The 18,905-nt window shown below is 68.7% G+C and carries 11 protein-coding genes; 6 read left to right on the forward strand and 5 right to left on the reverse strand.

Annotation, left to right across the window (positions count from 1 at the left end; genetic code table 11):
* Positions 1 to 4 precede the first annotated feature (4 nt).
* The 4 genes from AB0M46_RS23255 to AB0M46_RS23270 form a co-directional block, all read right to left on the reverse strand.
* Positions 5 to 1,606 (reverse strand): carbamoyltransferase C-terminal domain-containing protein, encoded by a 1,602-nt coding sequence (locus AB0M46_RS23255; RefSeq protein WP_363339049.1) that lies wholly within the window; start codon positions 1,604 to 1,606, stop codon positions 5 to 7.
* Positions 1,607 to 1,676: 70 nt separating this feature from the next.
* Positions 1,677 to 3,248 (reverse strand): HEAT repeat domain-containing protein, encoded by a 1,572-nt coding sequence (locus tag AB0M46_RS23260; protein ID WP_363339050.1) that lies wholly within the window; start codon positions 3,246 to 3,248, stop codon positions 1,677 to 1,679.
* On the reverse strand, positions 3,245 to 4,087 hold the full coding sequence (locus AB0M46_RS23265; RefSeq protein ID WP_363339051.1) for a hypothetical protein: 843 nt from the start codon (positions 4,085 to 4,087) through the stop codon (positions 3,245 to 3,247). The genes AB0M46_RS23260 and AB0M46_RS23265 overlap by 4 nt, the downstream gene beginning before the upstream one ends.
* 341 nt (positions 4,088 to 4,428) lie before the next feature.
* Positions 4,429 to 4,734 (reverse strand): hypothetical protein, encoded by a 306-nt coding sequence (locus AB0M46_RS23270; protein WP_363339052.1) that lies wholly within the window; start codon positions 4,732 to 4,734, stop codon positions 4,429 to 4,431.
* A gap of 205 nt (positions 4,735 to 4,939) precedes the next feature.
* On the opposite strand from AB0M46_RS23270, the gene AB0M46_RS23275 reads away from it, so the two are divergent.
* Together AB0M46_RS23275 and AB0M46_RS23280 are read left to right on the forward strand one after the other, a co-directional pair.
* Positions 4,940 to 6,310 carry a tetratricopeptide repeat protein gene (locus tag AB0M46_RS23275; protein ID WP_363339053.1) on the forward strand — a complete coding sequence of 457 codons (1,371 nt, stop codon included), beginning with the start codon at positions 4,940 to 4,942 and terminating at the stop codon, positions 6,308 to 6,310.
* Complete coding sequence (locus AB0M46_RS23280) at positions 6,307 to 7,194, forward strand: aminoglycoside phosphotransferase family protein (protein WP_363339054.1); 888 nt, start codon at positions 6,307 to 6,309, stop codon at positions 7,192 to 7,194. The genes AB0M46_RS23275 and AB0M46_RS23280 overlap by 4 nt, the downstream gene beginning before the upstream one ends.
* Positions 7,195 to 7,333: 139 nt before the next feature.
* Here the strand turns inward: AB0M46_RS23280 and AB0M46_RS23285 are convergent, their stop codons facing one another.
* Complete coding sequence (locus AB0M46_RS23285; RefSeq protein WP_363339055.1) at positions 7,334 to 8,470, reverse strand: BTAD domain-containing putative transcriptional regulator; 1,137 nt, start codon at positions 8,468 to 8,470, stop codon at positions 7,334 to 7,336.
* Between the two features lie 852 nt (positions 8,471 to 9,322).
* Here AB0M46_RS23285 and AB0M46_RS23290 point away from each other — a divergent pair.
* The 4 genes from AB0M46_RS23290 (at position 9,323) to AB0M46_RS23305 (ending at position 17,992) form a co-directional block, all read left to right on the forward strand.
* Positions 9,323 to 15,874: a DNRLRE domain-containing protein gene (locus tag AB0M46_RS23290; protein ID WP_363339056.1), complete on the forward strand. Its 6,552-nt coding sequence runs from the start codon at positions 9,323 to 9,325 to the stop codon at positions 15,872 to 15,874.
* 66 nt (positions 15,875 to 15,940) lie between these two features.
* Positions 15,941 to 16,180 carry a hypothetical protein gene (locus AB0M46_RS23295; RefSeq protein ID WP_363339057.1) on the forward strand — a complete coding sequence of 80 codons (240 nt, stop codon included), beginning with the start codon at positions 15,941 to 15,943 and terminating at the stop codon, positions 16,178 to 16,180.
* Positions 16,181 to 16,669: 489 nt separating this feature from the next.
* Positions 16,670 to 17,290 carry a methyltransferase domain-containing protein gene (locus AB0M46_RS23300; protein WP_363339058.1) on the forward strand — a complete coding sequence of 207 codons (621 nt, stop codon included), beginning with the start codon at positions 16,670 to 16,672 and terminating at the stop codon, positions 17,288 to 17,290.
* Between the two features lie 27 nt (positions 17,291 to 17,317).
* Complete coding sequence (locus AB0M46_RS23305) at positions 17,318 to 17,992, forward strand: hypothetical protein (protein ID WP_363339059.1); 675 nt, start codon at positions 17,318 to 17,320, stop codon at positions 17,990 to 17,992.
* Positions 17,993 to 18,905: the final 913 nt, after the last annotated feature.

An 18,905-nucleotide genomic window follows, 5' to 3' on the forward strand; every position in this document is an offset into this window, starting at 1 on the left:
GTGATCAGTTGTCCGGCCGTTTGATCAAGCAGTCGTCGAGCACGAGGAAGTCGAGCCCGAGCGTCAGGAAGGTCCGGGCGGCATCATGGGCGGTGTTGACGATCGGTTCACCTCGGCCGTTGAACGACGTGTTGATCAGCACCGGTGGGATACCGCCCCGTTCGAGTTCTTTCAGCACCTCGGCGATGTGCATGTCCTGCGTCGCTGAGACCTCCTGCGGGCGCGTCGTTCCATCGACGTGGGCCGCCGCTGGCAGGATCTCGCGGCCCGCGCCGGACACCACGGCAGTGCCGATCATGTACTGCGAGCGTGTGCCTTGGCGTGGCCACAGCCTCGGCGCATAGTCCGCCAAAGCGATAGGCGCGAAGGGTCGCCAGCCTTCGCGGTCCTTGAGCTGGTTCACCTTCGCTTGGACCGTCGCCGGCCGGGGAAGCGCGACGATGGAGCGGTGGCCCAACGCCCGCGGCCCGACTTCGGCGCGCCCTTGCGCTACCGCTCCGACTTTGCCCGCGCACAGCGCCTGCGCTACGGCTTGCGCATCGAATTCGCTAACTGTGCAGCCCGCCTCACGCAGCATCTGAATCTCGTCACCGAGGGTGATCTGCGTCCCGAGGTAGGGCGAGAGGGGCGCGCCGGTGGCGCGGGGCGGGCAGATCGACCAGGCGGCTCCCAGAGCGACGCCCGCATCGTGCGGGAACGGCGGTATGTAGACCGGCTCCGGGAGCATTCCGTTCGCTACGCAGTTGAGGGCGACGCCTCCGGCCAGGCAGACCGTCTCGTAGCCGCTCAGCGCCGCCGTTTCGGCGTGCAGCGCACGGAAGACGGTCTCGACCGTCCGCTGCGCGGTGGCGGCGATCTGGCGCGCTATGGGGTCGAGGTGCAGATCGGGCGTCCCGGTCTTGATCGTGCCGAACTGGTTGTCCAGATGGGCGGCCCACGCGGCGGTGAAGACATCGAAGTGTTGGCCGGGATCGGTGTCGGCGACTGGCGAGGTCCCCAGGCTTTCCGTAAGAAGGTCGCCGATGGGCAGAATGAAGCTGCTGTCGTTCATCCCGTGCGACGAAAGGCCCATGGTCTTGCCCGCGTCGAGTCTGCCGAATCCGAGATGCTGCGTGGCGGCCATGTACAGCGATCCCAAGGAGAAGCGGCGATCCCAGGACCGCAGTGGGGTAAGCCCGGTGGCGCGGTCGGCGCGGTAGATGGTGGCCGAGTTGGTCTCCCCGCTGCCGTCCACGACCAAGACGCCGCCGCGTTCCCGGCCGGAGGCGTAGAAGCTGGATATCGCATGGGCCAGATGATGCTTCACGAAGACCAGTTGGGGCCGGTCAGCGGCGGGAAGGTCGGTGTCGAAGATCGCGGAGAACAGTGCGTCTTCGCTGTCTCGCAGGTGCGCGACGTCCCATCCCACGGCGACCGTGTCGATGTCCTGCCAGGTAATACCCGCGACGCTCAGGCAGTATTGCGTGGCCCGGGACGGAAAGGTGTCCCAAGCGTGCTTGCTTCTGGTGAAGCGTTCCTCTTCGGCGAAAGCCCAGACCTTGCCGGTTTCGTCCACCAGCGCGGCCGAGCTGTCATGCCATTTCCAGTTGATCCCCAGAACCCACATACGAAGCCTTTCAGTGAAACTCGTAGCAGGCCCGTACTACGGGCCGAGCCACGTTCGTTGTCGATGGTTTCTAGTCGGCCGATCCCAGATCCCGCAGGAGGAGCTGTCGCTCGAAGCGGACCCCGAAGTCAGGATCGTTGTCGTGACCAGCCGCAGCTCTGGCGCTCACCGCACCGCCCGGGGCCAGCAGCCGCAGTGTCTGCATCGCCGCGTACCGGACACGGCCCGCGCCGTCTTGTCCCAGAGCCCGTTCGATGTGCCGGATGCTCTGGGCAGCGGGGGCGGCCTGGACTGCCTTCCCCAGGGCCACCACGGCCTCGTATCGCACTGTTTCGATCGGATGGCGATCGATGAGTTCGACGATGCGGGCAGCCCCGTCCTGGGCGGCTTCGGGGTATCGGCTGGCGAGCGCTCCCCAGCACCACGTGGCGGCTCGTGCCAGGTCCGCGTCCGTGTCATCGACGTAGGCCAGCACCATCGGCAAGAGGGACAAGGACTGCGGCGCAGCCGTCACCTCTCCCAGGAAGTACAGGGCGTCTCGCCGGGTTGCCTTGTCGCCCTGGACGATGCCTCGCCGGAGAAGGTCGATGGCCATCTGAGCCGCTGCCTCGTCGCCGGTCAGGCCCAGCGCGAGCGCGGCAAACGGCTGGTGCTCGATACCGAGCGTCGGGGCGACGCGGCGCAGCTCCGGAACAGCGAGTGTGCCCAGCCGGCCCAGTGACCACGCTGCTTCGTCGCGGGCGTAGAAGGACGGATCGGCCAGCGCAGCCGACAGGTGGCGCGCTGAGTCCTCGTGCCGGATTCGTCCCAGCGCGCCAGCGACACGCCACCGAACGTCGAAGTCAGGATGGCTCGCCAGCGTCCGCCCGAGCGCAGCGACCGCATCGGCGGCGACCGGATGCTCGGACAGGGTCGCGATGGTCAGCCCCGCCGACATGACCGCTGGCCACGACTCGTCGCCGGAGTCCAGAACGCCGATGGCGCGGCGAATCCGCTGCTCGTCGGACAAAGCCGACGGAGGCAGGAACGTTCGATCGTTTCGTGCCTCGTGACCGTAGTGGTACACCAGCGCGGACGGCTCGAACCGGACCCACTGATCGCCTTGCGCGAGATGGCGCTTGGTCCAGTAGTGATCCTCCAGCTCGATGGTCTCCTCGTCGAACTGCTCCTTCTCCCATGCCGTGCGGTGAAACACCGAGTTCGCGTTCCAGAAATCGGAATCGCGGGCCTCTGTGCGGGGGGTCAGGCTGGAGAAGATGTCAAGGTCACGCTTGTCCAGGAAACGCGAAGTGATCGGGTAGAGCTGGCCGCCGTATGTGCCCAGGACGGCAGGATTGGCCAGCCATGAGCTGAGGTTGTCCAGCCATCGATCGTGGGCGGGAATGGCGTGGGCGCTGAGGATGACCACGGAACTGCCCGAGCACGCGTCGATGGCCTTGTTCAGCGCCGCGCCGGGCCGGTAGTCATCGATGTCGAGCATCATGTCCGCGTACTCCGAGGCGATGCGCCGCGAGCCGTCCGACGACAGGTTGTCGACGGCGACGACCTGGACTCGCTCCCGGCTGCTCTGCGTGCGGATCGCCTGGAGCACCGCTGCGAGGTAGTTAGCTTCGTTCTTGAATCTGACGATGACGCTGATCATTGGCCCACTCCTACGGCGGACGCGCCCGCGATGATCTGCCGGGCCGCGATGCGGGCTGGGTCCTGCTCATCGCGCCGGATCGGGTGCACGAAGTACGCATCGGGAACGCCGACTGCGTGTACGACGCTTCGCGCGGCGTGGTAGGGCCGATAGCGGTTTACCGTGGCGAGGTGGCCGGGATAGTCACGGCCAGTTAGCGACAGGGCATCCACCAGCGTGGGAAGAAGCACCTCTTGGAGCGTGAACGACTTGTCCGGCGCTTGATTGCGGATCACGAACCGCTTGAGGTCGTCGTAGAACGGGCTCGACAGCAGCGCGTTGATGTACTTCGCGCTGAACACTTGAGCTGGGCTGAAGCACCGGTTGGTGCCCGCTACCCCCAGCAGGGCGTGAAGCTCGGGAAGCTCCGGCCGCAGGCTCCGGTAGGGCCGCCACTTCGAGGTGCGGGCCGTGCCTCGTAAGAAGCCCGGACCCATGTAGTCGTAGCCGCGCATGGCCTCCGCGATGAAGTCCTCGAAACCGGGCTTGATCCACGCCATGTCGGTCTCGGCGTTGACGACGTAGTCGTACTCTTCCAGTCCCGCCCACTCGAACAGGTCCAGGAAGAACGGCGTGACCTTCGCATACAGCAGCCGGCGGCTCATCGGCAACACGCGGATGTCTTCGTAGACCGGATGGGCGATAAGGCGCTCGGCGTCACCGGCGTTGTAGACGGCCACGTCCACCGTTGGCGCGAAGACGCGCAGGCTGCGAACCAGGTCGGTGAGGTACTGATCGTGGCGGTGGTCAGCGATGACGACGCATATCCGTGGACGCCTCGCTGAGTCGTCGATGCGCACCGCCGAAGGCTGACCGTGGCCAGCCCCCACAGCGCGCTCTATGTCCCCGCGGCCGGAAAGGTCGCTCTCTCGTCTGCTGACTTGCATCAAAACCCTCCATTGCAACGGTTTCCGGCCAACGGCTACCCGCAGTGTTCGTGCCACTACGAATTCGTTGATCGAGTATGAGACATGTTCGGATGCTGCGCTGCCCCACCTCGGGTGAGATCATCATCCACAAATGTGACCGAGGGCGATAGCCTCGGCACTGATTAGCTTGGATGTATGACCAAGTGCCTAGCGTGGCTAGGCATGGAGTCTCTAGCTGCGCAAACGCAAGCAGGCTTGGGCGGAACGGTCGATCAAGTGGCCCGGCGGATGAGCCACGCGCACCAGCGGAACCGTGCTGTGCGCGGGCGACTGTGGGAACCGACATTCACCGGCACCGGCACGACGACCGGAAGCTGCACGGTCCGCTCCGCCAACGCGATGCCGGTCGAGAAATGCTCCTGGCGATTCCGCAGCGTCTCCTCGACGGGGCAGGGCAGCGGACGCCCGCAGCCACAGCTCGGCCCCGTTCGGCGATGCCGCTCCAGCAGGCTCTCAATGCCCGCCATCTGCTCTCTGGCGTACGCGATGAACTCCTGCGCACTCAATCCCCGGCCCATCGCCCACCCTCCGCATCCAATCGACAACTACCAAAATCAGCGTCTACGGATGTCACGATGCGCGTAAGCGTGCTCACTGATCAGCTTGGATGGCGCAGGCCATGCCTAGCTGCGCTAGTCGCCTTGGCACGACAGCGATTCCCGTGCGGCTGCCAGGCGGCTAGCCTGCTAATACATCCACGCCGCCAGCACGGGTAGGAGCACGATGAACGTAGACCCGCACGGGTCGGCCGAGATTGGCCCAGCCACCTGGGAACGCCCGGAGATGCGTCTGGCGCTAGCCAGCCGTGACCTGAAGACCGTGTACGAACGATTGCAGCGCGTCGGGATCTCACAGCGCCGTATCGCCCGGCTCACCGGGCAGAGCGCGTCTGAGGTGTACGAGGTTCTCAACGGCCGACGAGTGATGGCCCATGACGTCCTCGTCCGCATCGCTGACGGCCTTGGCGTCCCTCGCGGGTACATGGGCCTGGCGTATGACCGCTCGACCGAAGATGCCCTCGACCTGGCGACAGCAGCGTTCTCCACCGACGCGGACGAACGGGCAGAGGTTCGATCGCTGCTGGCTCACGCGGCCAACGTCACCATGGGCGCCTCCGTCAACGAGGTCGCCCGGTGGTGGCAACCCGTCGACCGCGAGACCGCCCCCGCTCCCGGCCGCATCGGCATCTTCGACGTAGAGCACGTCGAAGCTCTCACTGCCGCGATGCGCGCCCTCGACTACCGACATGGAGGCGGAGCCTGCCGCGACGCTGTCGCCGCCCAAGTCCGCTGGTCCCAACAACTTCTTGGCGCGACCTGCACGGACCAGACCCGCAACCGACTCCACCTCGCGCTGGCCGACCTGCACAACCTCGCTGGCTGGACCTCGTTCGACGTCGGCATGTTCAGCGTCGCCCGCCGGCATTTCGGCCGAGCCCTGGAACAGGCCAAGCAGGTGGACGACAACTCGCTCGCCGCCAACATCCTCTACCGGATGGGCCGCCTGCACCTGCACCGAGGGATGCACAAGGACGCACTACGCTTCTTCCAGCTCGGGCAGATCTGCGCCCAAGACTCAGGCTGCGGCGTCACCGTGGCGATGCTGTGCGCCAACGAGGCATGGGCCTACGCAATGCTCGGCGACCCAACGCAGATGACCCGCTCGGTGACCAGGGCGCAGGACGAGTTCGACCGCGCTGACCATGACAACGCTCAAAGCTGGGTGCGGTTCTTCGGGCACGCCGACCTTCACGCCTCGATCGGCATCGCCAGGTCAGCGACACCAGAACCAAATGATCAAGACATCGCCAGCGCAGTCGAAAACATCACCTGCGCAATCAACCTCCGAGGCCCTGACATGACCCGAAGCCGAACGTTTGAACTGACAGCACTCGCCGTCACCTATCTTCGAGCCGGACAACGAGACGAGGGGCTGCGCATCGGCAACGACGCCGCCGACTCCGCCACGCTCGTGCGCTCCATCCGGACCCTGGATCGGCTAGAACCGCTTCAGCGGATAACGGCTGAAAGAACCAACGACCCCGACGCACAAGCGCTCGCCCGGCGCATCACGACACTACGGGCCGCCGAATGACCCATGAACAGCCCGGCTGGCCGCTGAGCGTGCTCGCCCAAGCCTGCGCACAGGTAGGACTCGACCCGACAGCAGCCCGCCTCATCAAGTTCACCAACAACGCCGTCTTCGATCTCGTCAGCTCTCCGGTCGTTGTCCGCATACCCGGATCGCCCGGCGTAGCAGCACGAGCAGACAAAGTGGTCACCATCGCCGAGTGGCTGGCAGCCAACAACATGCCCTCCGTGCGACTCGTCGAAGGGTTGCCGCAGCCACTGGACATCAACGGACACAAAGTGACGTTCTGGCAACGCGTCCCTTCGGCCGAGATGACACCAACAGGCCGCGACCTCGGTCACACCCTACGGCGGTTCCACTCACTGCCGCCGCCCAGCGCGAACCTTCCGGCGTGGCAACCCATGAACAGCATCCGCAGCCGGGTCGAAGCCGAAGACGTCCTAACGCCCAGCGACCACGCATTTCTGGAGGCGAAGTGCGACGAAATCCAGACAGCGCTGGACACCGTCGCATACTTCCTTGAACCTGGCCCCATCCACGGTGACGCCTTCATGGGAAACCTCATCCCCAGTCCCAACGGGCCGATCCTTTGCGACTTCGACTCCGCCTCGCACGGCCCCCGCGAATGGGATCTAACCCCCGTAGCTGTAGGCAAACTCCGGTTCTCCTACTCAACCGACGCACAAGCGGAACTAGCATCAGCGTACGGAACAGACATCCTTACCTGGCCACACTTCGCCACGCTGCGGCAGCTTCGCGAACTCCAACTCGTAACCAGCGTCCTGCCAGTAATTCGCAGCAACCCGAAGCTGCAAGCCCAATGGACGCACAGGTTCAAGAGCTTCCGCGACGGAGACCTCACCGCCACCTGGACCACCTACACCTGACAGGTGCACTACCATCCGGGTGACGCTGTATCGGACATTGGGAACGACGGGTAGATTGACGGATGGCAGACGCAATGTCGCCCACCGGCCGAATCCGGCATATAGGGCGTCGGCCCCAAACGGGAATGTAAAATTTGTATCACATTCCAGGGTCCGGCTTGCCCACGCCGGCGGTACCCGACACGACGATGACGGCCGCCGACCCGAGCCGGTCGAGCGCCGCGACGGCGGCCCCGCGCCCGGCGAACGCCTGCAGGTCGGCCGGCAGCTGGGCCGGTGCCGGCCGGGCGGGCACGGCGACCGGCGCGGGTGCCTGCGGTACCACCGCGGGCTCCTGGCGCAGCACCCGCCGGTGCGCGGCCATCAGGTCGGGGCCCGGCTCGACGCCGAGCTCGCCGACGAGCCGCTGCCGGATGCGCCCGTAGACCGCGAGCGCGTCGGCCTGGCGCCCCTCGGCCGCCAGCACCGCGATGAGCTGCGCGTGTAGCAGCTCGTGGAGCGGGTGCGCGGCGGCGAGGTCGCGCAGGGCGGGCAGGCAGCGGTGAGCCTGCCCGGCGGCGAGGGCGAACTCGGCGTGGCGCAGCGCTATCCGTACCCGTTCCTCCACGACGGTGGTGACGAGCGGGTGGTCGCGCAGCTGCGGCACATCCTCCAGCGGCGCGCCCCGCCACTGCCGGGCGGCCCGCTCCAGCAGATCGAGCGCCTGCTCGGGCGGAGCCGCGACGGCCGCCAGGACATCCCGCCGGAACGCGCCGAGGTCGAGCCGGTCGTCGGCGAGCTCGAGCCGGTACCCGCCCGGCGTCCGGTGGATGACCGGGTCCCCGTCGCGCCCGCCCGGGCGCAGCGCCGAGCGCAGCCGTGACAGGTGCGTGTAGAGCGCGCCCGCGGCGTCCGCCGGCCGTCCGCCGTCGTGCAGCAGCTCGAGCAGGTCCGCCAGCGGTACCGCCGCATTGGCCGACAGCGCGAGCCGCCCGAGCACCGCCCGCCGGGCCCCGCGTCCGATCGGCACCGCCTCGCCGCCGCGCTGCACGACCAGCGGCCCGAGCACCCCGATCCGCACCGGCGCGTCGCCGTCGACGCCCGGCTCCTCGACGCCCAGCCCCAGCACCTCCGCGAGTGCCTCGGCCGACCCGCGGTGCGGCCGGCGGGTGCGCCCCTGCTCGAGGTCGCGGATCGCCGCCAAGCTGAGTCCTACCCGGTCGGCCAGCTCCCGCTGGCTGAGGCCGGCCGCCACGCGGTGCCGCCGCAGCCGCGCACCGAACTCCTCGCCACCCATGCGAGCAGGGTACGGGTTTCACTTGCAAGATCACGGAAAGACCCACCCGTAATGATCGATCAGTGCCATTTTGGACGGGTGCCGCGGCCGATCACGGGGCGGCCGCGACACCCGTCTGCTCACCGCCGCCGCCTGTATACCTCGATGTCGCTGGCGGTGATCGTGTCGAGCGGTCGGCCCCGGCTGGCGCCTGCTCCGGCCGCGCTACGTCGAGCCCGCGCGCTCCGGGCGCTGTGCTACCACGGGTGCTGAGCCTGCCGGTGAACCGGGGCCCGAGCGCTGGATCGGCGCCGGGCAATCGCCATCGTGACCGCACAAAAGGCACGCTGCGTGGACAGAACTTCCCCCGTTAGTCCGCATTCGTGCCGGGCGGAAACGTTACGGAACGCGTTCCAAAGCCGTCAATACAAACGTTTCTCGGGTAATTCCGGGACGGGTCCTGCGGCGCAGGTCAGGTGACCTACGGCAACTTCACGATGGCAGCATCTGCACATACGGTCAAGTTAGACGATACCACCAAAGCGGGCGAGATCGTATATTATACGATCTTAAAGGCGCATTACCTCGCACGATGCCTGCGGGCTGAACGATGACCGGCGACCTTCGCTCCAGGCACGGACTGTGGCGATTGGCCGACGATTACCGTAAGTAATCGTCGGCCTGAGTTCATGAATCAATTCATGAACTGAACATCGTCAACTCGACGACGGTTGACGAGATCGATCACTGAATGCCAATATCGTCACGACCATCTATCTAGCGGGGGCAGGTGTTCGTGTGATGTCGGCTTTGTTGCGACGATTTTCGGACAATCCATTCAAAGAACGACGAGGTCGATGGCTGGCTTCGGCCGTGTCGCTGGTGACCGTCGCCGGGCTGCTCGTTGCTGGCGGGCCCGGCGCCGCGGTGCAGGCGGCGCCGCCCGCCAAGGCGGTCTGTCCGCCCGATCGGCCCGACCGGGCCGCGGCCTCGATCACCGCCCGGATGTGCGGCGGCAAGGTGGAGGTCTCCGGCGAGCGGTCCGAGACGCTCCAGCTGTGGGCCAACCCGGACGGGACGCTGACCGCCGAGCAGCACGGCGGCCCGGTGCGCATGCGCGACGGCAAGGGCGGCTGGAAGGCGGTCGACGCGTCCCTGCAGGCCGACGCCGACGGTGGCGTCTCGGCCAAGGCGCATCCGCGCGGCCTCAAGCTGTCCGGCGCGGCCGGCGACGGCGAGCACGACGTCGTGCGCCTCGGCGGCGGCGACGACACGGTGGCGCTGCAGTGGCAGGGCCGGCTGCCGAAGCCGACGATCACCGGCACCCGGGCCACCTACAGCAACGTGACGGACGGCGTCGACCTCGTCATCGAGTCGACCCGGACGGGCTACGAGCAGTTCTTCGTCGTCAAGACGCGGGAGGCCCTGGCCAAGGCCGGCCGGCTCAACCTCAAGTTCCGCGCGCCCGGCGTGAGCGTGTCGCCCGACGGCTCCGGTGGCCTGCTGTTCAAGGACAAGTCCGGTCGCGACGCGGGCCGCATGCCCCAGCCGTCGATGTGGGACGCGGCCGTCGGTGAGCACTCGCTCGACCACCTCCACCTGGGCGAGGTCAAGCTGACCGCGGCCCAGCGCGGGGCGAGCATCGACCTGCAGCTCACCCCCGATCCGGCGTTCCTGGCCGCGAAGGACCTGACGTACCCGATCACCATCGACCCGTCGGTGACCCTCCAGTTCGACACGTTCGTCCAGACGGGCTACACCACCGACCAGTCGGGCAGCACCGAGCTGAAGCTCGGCTACTCCGACGACGGCGGCACCTGGACGGCGCGCTCGTTCCTCAACTGGGACACCGCGTTCCTGGCCGGCGCCCACGTCAACACGGCGTCGCTGTACCTGTGGGAGACCCACTCCTGGTCGTGCACGGCCGCGGCCTGGGAGGTCTGGACGGCCTCGACGGCGGGAACCGGCACGCGCTGGACCGCGCAGCCGACGCTGTACGCGCCGCAGGGCTCCTCGACGCAGACGAAGGGCTACAGCTCGGCCTGCAACAGCGGCTGGGTCTCCGCCGACATCCCGGGCTTCTTCCAGACCGCGGCGAACAACAACTGGGCCACCACCGGCATGGGGCTCAAGGCGACCAGCGAGACGAACCACAACGGGTGGAAGCGCTTCAGCTCCTCGGAGGGCACCAACCCGCCGTACGCCGTCGTGACCTTCAACAACCTCCCGCAGGTCAACGCCCGCTCGACGAACCCGGCGACCGACTGCGTCACGGGCAGCGGCCGGCCGTACGTGGGCACCGCGCAGCCGGCGGTGCGCGCCCAGATCACCGACCCCGAGGGCTCGCCGGTCTCGGCGCAGTTCGAGTGGTACACCACGGGCAGCACCCTGGTGAACGCCGGCACCGTCGGCCCGCAGGCGTCGGGCTCCACGTTCGAGTACACCCTGCCGTCCGGGCTGCTAGCCAACGGCAGCAGCTACATGTGGCGGGTGCGCGGCACCGACGCGGGCACCCAGGGCGCGTGGTCGACGTGGTGCGAGGTCACCGTCGACACCGGCGCACCGGGCAACCAGCCCGGTATCGCCTCGGCGACCTTCCCGGAGAACGGCTGGACCGGGCAGCCGGCGGGTTACACGACCAGCACCAGCCCGCTGACCTACATCCCGGGCACGAACACCCTCACGCTCACCGGTGACGACAACACCCAGCAGGTCACGCTGCCGTTCCCGGTCAGCTTCTACGGCCAGTCCTACAGCTCGGCCTGGGTCGACACCAACGGCATGCTGTCGTTCGTCGACCCGCAGGGCTCACACCCCGACGACATCGTGCAGCTGCCCAACAGCGCCAACCCGAACGCGACGATCTACGCCTACGCCCAGGACCTGATCGTCGACGGCAGCGCGAGCATCCGCACGGCGACCATCGGCACCGCGCCGAACCGCACGTTCGTCATCGACTGGAACAACCCGTACCAGTACGGGTTCGCGTCGCGGCGGCAGAACGCCGAGGTGATCTTCACCGAGGGCAGCAGCACCATCAAGCTCGACTACTCGGGCATCGACAACGCCTCCGAGCAGGGCTCCCTCGCGCTGGTCGGCATGGAGAACGCCGACGGCACGATCGCGACGCAGTTCTCGTACCAGACGCCGAGCCTCAACAACGACACCGCGGTCGTCTTCGCCTACAGCGCGGGCACCCCGGCCGTCTACGCGGGCACCCCGGCGAGCTTCACCCTCAGCGCCGGCGGGACCTCCGACGTCGCGTCGTACCTGTACGACCTCGACATCACCTCGCCCGGCACCTCCGTGGCCGCGGCAACCCTCGGCGGCACCGCCACGGTCTCGCTGACCCCGTCGACCGACGGAGCCCACACGCTGTACGCCCGTGCCGTGGACCGGGCCGGCAACAAGTCGCCGGTGCGCGCCTACGCGTTCAACGTCGGCTCCGGCTCGATCACCTCGCCGGCCTCCGGCGCGCTCGTCGCCACCACCTCGATCCTGCAGGCCACCGGCCCGGCCGCGGCCACCGGCGTCACCTTCCAGTGGCGCCGGGCGGACACCGACGCGTGGGCGACCGTCCCCGCCGCGGACGTGACCTACACGGCCGGCGGCGGCGCGGTCACCTGGCCGGTCGCCAAGACCGCCGCGCTCACCCCGTCGCTGAACTGGAACGTCAAGTCGACGCTGGGCGGTGCCGCGGCGCTGGCCGGGCCGCTGCAGGTCCGCGCGGCGTTCAGCGGAGCGGCGGGCACCCCGTCCTCCACCACCCCGGCGCTGAGCTTCACGCTCGACCCGGCCCGGGCCTCGGCGGCGACCACCGAGATCGGTCCCGGCGCGGTCAACCTCATCACCGGTGACATGTACGTGACCGGCTCCGACGTCAGCTTCACCGCGGCCGGTTCGAGCCTGGGCGTGTCCCGCGGGTTCGACACGCGTCAGGCCGGCGCCTTCGACACCAGCCACATGTTCGGCCCCGGCTGGACCAGCACCGCGACGGCCGGGACGACGCCGTACAGCGGCCTCACGGTGACCGGCTCGCTGGTCCAGGTGAAGCTGCCGGACGGTCAGGCGCTCGGCTTCACCGCCCTCACCGGCACGACGTTCCGCTCCGAGGTCGGCAAGGAGGAGTACACGCTCACCTACAACGGCGGCACCGACACCTACCGCCTCGCCGAGACGGAGGGCACGGTCGTCGTGTTCGGCCGGGCGCCGGGCGCGCCGGCCGGGCAGTACAGCCCCACGGGCATGACGCCGAGCGGCACCAGCCAGTCGGCGTCGATGGCGTGGCAGACGGCCACCGTCGACGGGGTCACCGTGACCCGGCCGACGCAGATCCTGGCGCCGGTACCCGCCGGCGTGAACTGCGCCACCCTGGTCCGCGGCTGCCAGGCGCTCGCGTTCACCTACGCGACCGCCACGACCGCGACCGGCACCGCGCAGGCCGGCTGGGGCGACTACACGGGGCGGGTCAAGCAGATCACCTTCACCGCGTGGGACCCGGCCACGTCGGCGATGAAGACGACCGCGCTGTCGGCGTACTCCTACGACAGCAACGGCCGGCTCACCGCCCAGTGGGACCCCCGCCTGGACAACGGCGGCACCCACCTGTGGAAGACCTACTCCTACAACGGTGACGGCACGCTCAACACGCTCACCCCGGTGGCGCAGGAGCCGTGGACGTTCGCCTACACCACGGTTCCGGGCGACAGCGGAGCGGGCCGGCTCGCGTCGGTGTCGCGTTCGGCGCTGGCCGCCGGCACCGCCACCACGTCCGTCGTCTACAACGTGCCCGTCAGCGGCGCCGGTGCGCCGTACGACCTGTCCGCCGGGCAGACGGCCCGGTGGGCGCAGACCGCCGCGCCCGTGACCGGGACGGCCGTCTTCGACGCCGGCCAGGCACCGAACGGCAACCAGCCGGCCGGCACCATGCCGTCGTCCTGGACCCGGGCCACGATCACCTACCTCGACGCCAATGGCCGGCGGGTCAACGTCGCCAGCCCGGGCGGCCACATCGACGCGAGCTGGTTCGACGACTTCGGCAACTCCGTGCGGACGCTGACCGCCGGCAACCGGGCCGCCGCCCTGAACGCCTCGGCGAGCGACACGGCGGCCGAGGAGGCGACGCTGGCCCGGACGCTGTCCACCCTCAACGTCCACTCAGCGGACGGGACCCGGGTGATCACGGTGCTCGGCCCGATGCACCGGGTCACGCTCGCGAGCGGCATCGGCAAGGACGCCCGCGACCTCACGGTGAACACCTACGACGAGGGCCTCCCCGCCGGCGTGCCGGCGCCGAACCTGGTCACCACCGCGGTCACCGGCGTGCGGTACTGGGACGCCGACGGCACCCAGCACGACGCCGACACGATGACCACCCGCACCGTCTACGACTGGACGCTGCGCGTGCCGCTGCAGGTCATCATCGACCCGACGGGCCTGGCCCTGACGACGAGGACGACCTACGACGCGGTCTCGGGCCAGGTCACCTCGACCACCCGGCCCGCCGGCGGCGCGACGACGAACACGCCGGCGACGACCGCGACCGTGTACTACACGGCGGCGGCCAACGGCACCTACGCCGAGTGCGGCGGGCACGCCGAGTGGGCCAACCTCGCCTGCCGCGTCCAGCCGGGCGGCCAGGCGGGCAGCGGGCCCGAGCTGCCCTACTCGGTCACCACGTACGACCTGTACGGCAACCCGGCGGTGGTGACGGAGAAGACGTCGGCCGGCGTCCAGCGCACCACGACCAACGCCTACGACACCGCCGGCCGTCTCTACACCGTGACCGTCACCGCGGCCACGGGCACGGCGGTGCCGGTCCGGCGCAACATCTACGACCCGGCCACCGCGGCGCTGACCAACGTGCAGTCGGTCTCCGGCGGCACGGTCACCGCCCAGACCACCTCGGTCTGGGACACGCTCGGCCGGCTGAAGTTCTACACCGACGCCGCCGGCGTGCAGACCGCGAACACCTACGACCTCTTCTCGCGCCTCGCCACGACCAACGACGGGGCCGCTTCCCGGACGTACACCTACGACCAGAACGGGGAGAACCGCGGCCTGCTGACCCAGGTCGTCGACGCCCAGGGCGGCACGTTCACGGGCAGCTACGACGCCGACACGCGGCTGGTCGCCGAGGGCTGGCCCAACAGCATCGCGGTGAGCCGGGCCTACAACCAGATGGGCACGGAGACCTCCGTGACCTACACGAAGACCGGCTGCGGGCAGTCCGACTGCACGCTGTACCGCCAGAGCGTCGCCCTGTCCGGGAACGGTCTGCGCACCGCCGAGGTGTCCTCGCTGTCCTCGCAGAGCTACAGCTACGACGCCGGCCGGCGCCTGACCACCGTCCGGGACACGGTGGGCGGTCAGTGCTCGACCCGCGTGCACGGGTACAACACGGCGAGCGACCGGACCTCGCTCACGTTCTACAACCCGGGCGCCGCCGGCGCCTGCCAGTCGAGCACGGTGGCGAGCACCCGGACGTGGACGTACGACACCGCGAGCCGCAACACCGGCGCCGGGTACGGCTACGACGCGCTCGGCCGGGCCACGACCGTGCCCGCCGCCGACACCCAGTCGCCCGGCGGTGGCAACCTCACGGCCACGTACCTCGTGACCGACCTCGTCGCCACGCTCACCCAGAACGGCGGCACGAGCACCTACACGACCGACGTGGGCGGCGAGCGCTTCGCCTCGTGGCACGACGGCGTCCAGACGCACGTCAACCACTACTCGGACACCGGCGACAACCCGTCCTGGACCGACGAGGGTGACGGCACCTCCACCCGCTCGGTCCCCGGCGTCGGCGGTATCGCGGCCACGGCCACCAGCGCCGGCCTCACCTGGCGGCTCGCCGACCTCACCGGCGATCTGGTGGCCACCGTCCCGGGCACCGGCGTCGGCCTGGACACCACCTCGGAGGCGACCGAGTACGGCGCGCTGCGCAACCCGGCCCAGGTCGGCACGGTCCGCTACGCGTGGCAGGGCGGCACCCGCCGGGCGGCCGACCAGCCGGCCGGCATCGTCCTCATGGGCGTGCGGCTCTATAACCCGGCAACCGGCCGGTTCCTATCGGTAGACCCGCTGCCCGACGGCAGCGCGAACCGGTACGACTACTGCTCCGCAAACCCCAGCGGCTGCGCGGACGTGACGGGCAAGGGCAAGTACGACTGCCTGTACACATGGTGGAAGCCCTGCGGTGTCGTCCACAACATGTCGTACACCTGGCTCTATATCTCAGATGAGCGCAACGGTAACGGCTGGCGCTGGTACCTCGGCGCACGGCGCACCTCCAACAAGTGGCCGACCTATGTGGTCGATGTCGACTCGTTCACCGACCCGAATCACTGGTTCTTCTATCTGGGCTGGCACCGGCCATTCTCGTGGGCGAACATCCACAACTCCATCTGGTACTGGGGATAACGGCCAAGCCCCGATCCGATGCTGCTGAGCCCCGGCTCCGGTCGCGGCCACCACGAGAGGAAGACCATGGCAACGATGACTCCCGGCTCCGCACCTGCCGCCCGATCGCGGGCAGCCGGACTGGTCCGGTTCGTCGCCGCCGCCGTCTCCGCCCTCACGGTGGCCGCGGTCGGCGCCGCGCTCGGCGCCTGGCTGGGCTGGCGCAACACGCCGGCCCTCCCGTCCGACGCGGCGGTGCTGGCCCTGGTCCAGCCCGCCGCGGCGGACGCCCGCCTCACCGTCGTGGACCGCCACGACGCGCCCTGAGACCCATCGGTTGTACTCCCGGTGTCGATCGTCACTGGCGATAGTTGGCCAGGGTTAGCCAGTTTCGGTGTCCGCCCCGGGGAGGCAGGGAGCGGCCCGTGCCACGATGTGCCGTCGACCTCGGTCTCGTGGTCGGCCAGGCGTTCCAGTGGCGGGCCGACGAAGTCGTGCTGGCGCGGGTCGAACGGCCACGTGACGTTGTTTGTGGCGGAGCAGTCGTCGCAGCGTTCCCGGTAGCAGCCGGGCGGCTGTTGTGACGCGGACGGATGCACGACGATCACCGTTCGACCCTGCCCGTCGTGGTGAGCGATCGGAACGGGGCGAGGGGTGCCGCGCGGTGCCAACGTCCACACAGGATTCCTCAGGGACGATGCCCTCGGCGGCCACTTCGCGGTGCCACGGTCCGGTGACGACGCTGCCGCTGGGTGGCATGCTGGTGCAATGTCAAGCCCGGTCACCGCCGACGGCAGACCCGTCGGCCTGTACGAAGTGCTCCCGCCGACCGGCGTTCCGAAGTTCATCCACAGCAACATCCCGCCCGGGGCGGCGATCTTGGACCTCGGCGGCACCGGTGGCCTCGTCGCGCATCGGCTGATCGAGCTGGGCCATCCGGTGGTCGTCGTCGACGACTCCACCGCGATGCTGGCTCAGGTGCGCGGCGCCCGGACCGTCCAAGCCGACATCGAGACGCTGGACCTCGGCGAGGATTTCCCGGTAGTGCTGGTGGTGAGCCCCGGCATCAACGCGGCGGACGATCGGCGGCGGGCCGCGCTGCTCGCCGCGTGTCGGCGCCATGTCAGCCCGACCGGTCAGGTCATCGCGCAGTGGCTGCCGCCGTGGTGGTTCGACACGGCGGTCTCGTGGACGGGCCAGAACCCGCCGGGCGCGATGGCGTTCGAGGTGCTGTCCTTCGATGGCACAGTATTGCAAGGCCGGATGTCGTACCGGCTGAAGAAGGGGCTGCACTGGGAGCACGAGGTCGCTTGGCGGCGGCTCAGCCCGGAAGAGCTGGACGCCGCGCTGGCGGAGGCGGGACTGCGCTTCAATCGACACCTGGGACGCGGGCGGCAGCTCTTTTCAGCTGTGCCGATCGGCGTCCAACGCACTTGACGCGTAGGCTCCTGCTGCTGTCGGCTAGTGTCCGAGGAGGCCGACGCCGGCGACTTCGCGAGCATGGACAGCGGCATGAGTGCGCGTCGATCATGGTCGCTCATTGACGTTGGAGCCGCCGACGATAATGGCGGCGTGCATGCTGCTGACGCCTGGTGGAGCGCGATAGACCCCCGATTACTGGAGCGGATCGACTCGTTGCTGTGCACGGACCAGCTGATCGCGGCGGTCTTCCTCTTGCGTCAGGAAGGCCCACGACAACCACCGCCCGGCTTGTACGAGGCGCAGGATCTGCTGGTTGAGCGACGTGCCGAACTCGACCGACAGGGTCTGCTCAAGCCGGCGCCACCGCCATTGACGACTGCACAGCTGATCGAGAAGGCCGAGGCCGTCACCGCGCCGATTGTCGCCGTCGAGGCATTCTGGGACGGCGACACCCAGGGCTGGTTCGTCGTCCTCGTCGCAATCGTGCGCCGACCGGGCAGATCCCACGACCACTTCGATGAGGCGCCGTTGACGGTACTGCAGCACGGCAGCGACATCAGACTCTTCAACGGACAGGTGCCGCCTTGGCCCGAGGCACAACAGGCGATCGAGCAGGGCCGAGCTGTTGCGCAGCATGTCGGTGTGCCGTTTCACTTCGCCAGCCCGGGGGAGCCGAGTGACGACATGCCGCGTTGGTGGGACACGCAACCCGGCTAACCGACACAATCTCCTCGACCGTCACGCCTCACACTCCCGACGCCACCATGCTCGCTCATCGGCTACGAGCGTGAACCGACCTCGCGGTGCACCGCCGGGCACGCGACCACGAAGCGTGACGATCATCGGGCGTACGACCCGGCCCGTAACCACCACCGCGCCCGGCCTGGCCGACGTTGTTGTGGCGGGGTTGGTGGCTGACGGCATCGTGAGCGCCGAGCGCACCGGCTGCGGGCCGGGCGCGGACGGAGGCCATCCGCCCGGCTCGTCGCCGGCAAGCTCTGAGCGCGCACCCGATCGAGGCGGACGGACCGACGAGCGACGACCGGCCAGCATGCGCGATCGGCGACAGATCCGCGCACCCGACCTTGTCGCGGGTCATGCAATGATGCGTCATCGTGGCTCACGAAGTCTTTCGACACGTGCCGTTTCCGTTCCCGGGCGGCAGGTTCCCGGCCGAACTCGGCTCCCGTACGAGATGGACGACTGAGTCAGGCTCGCCGGACGTCCCTGACGCGATGTGTTGGACTTGGCAGACCGTGCGCTCGCGGTCGGCGGCAGGTCCGGGTGCTTGATCTTGACGAATCGGCACCGGCGGTACATCGCTGCGCCATGTTTCTCGTCCGGTGCGCCAACTGCGGTCAAGATGGGAGCATGGGCGGGCTGAACCACAACCTTCAACGGGAGTGGGATGACCTGCTGGCCGGCGCACGGCTTGACGACGCGAGGTCGGTACCTCGGGCGCGGATTCGATGGTGTACGGACTCATCCGCCGGGCGGGCCGAAGTCGAAGCCTGACCCGGTCACGCCTATAAGTAGGTTCCCCTCTAGGTCAAGGGGTCTTCGCAAGATTCTTCCGGGTTGTTCTAGCCTTGTTGGTGGCGGGTCCGGGCTGTGACTTGTCCGAAGTGGC

The sequence above is a fragment of the Dactylosporangium sp. NPDC051485 genome, assembly GCF_040682015.1.
GTDB lineage: Bacteria > Actinomycetota > Actinomycetes > Mycobacteriales > Micromonosporaceae > Dactylosporangium.

Bases quoted from the DNA above. Each gene is read 5' to 3' on its own strand.
- AB0M46_RS23255 (WP_363339049.1), bottom strand. From the start codon at position 1,606: ATGTGGGTTCTGGGGATCAACTGGAAATGGCATGACAGCTCGGCCGCG.
- AB0M46_RS23260 (WP_363339050.1), bottom strand. From the start codon at position 3,248: ATGATCAGCGTCATCGTCAGATTCAAGAACGAAGCTAACTACCTCGCA.
- AB0M46_RS23270 (WP_363339052.1), bottom strand. From the start codon at position 4,734: ATGGGCCGGGGATTGAGTGCGCAGGAGTTCATCGCGTACGCCAGAGAG.
- AB0M46_RS23275 (WP_363339053.1), top strand. From the start codon at position 4,940: ATGAACGTAGACCCGCACGGGTCGGCCGAGATTGGCCCAGCCACCTGG.
- AB0M46_RS23280 (WP_363339054.1), top strand. From the start codon at position 6,307: ATGACCCATGAACAGCCCGGCTGGCCGCTGAGCGTGCTCGCCCAAGCC.
- AB0M46_RS23285 (WP_363339055.1), bottom strand. From the start codon at position 8,470: ATGGGTGGCGAGGAGTTCGGTGCGCGGCTGCGGCGGCACCGCGTGGCG.
- AB0M46_RS23295 (WP_363339057.1), top strand. From the start codon at position 15,941: ATGGCAACGATGACTCCCGGCTCCGCACCTGCCGCCCGATCGCGGGCA.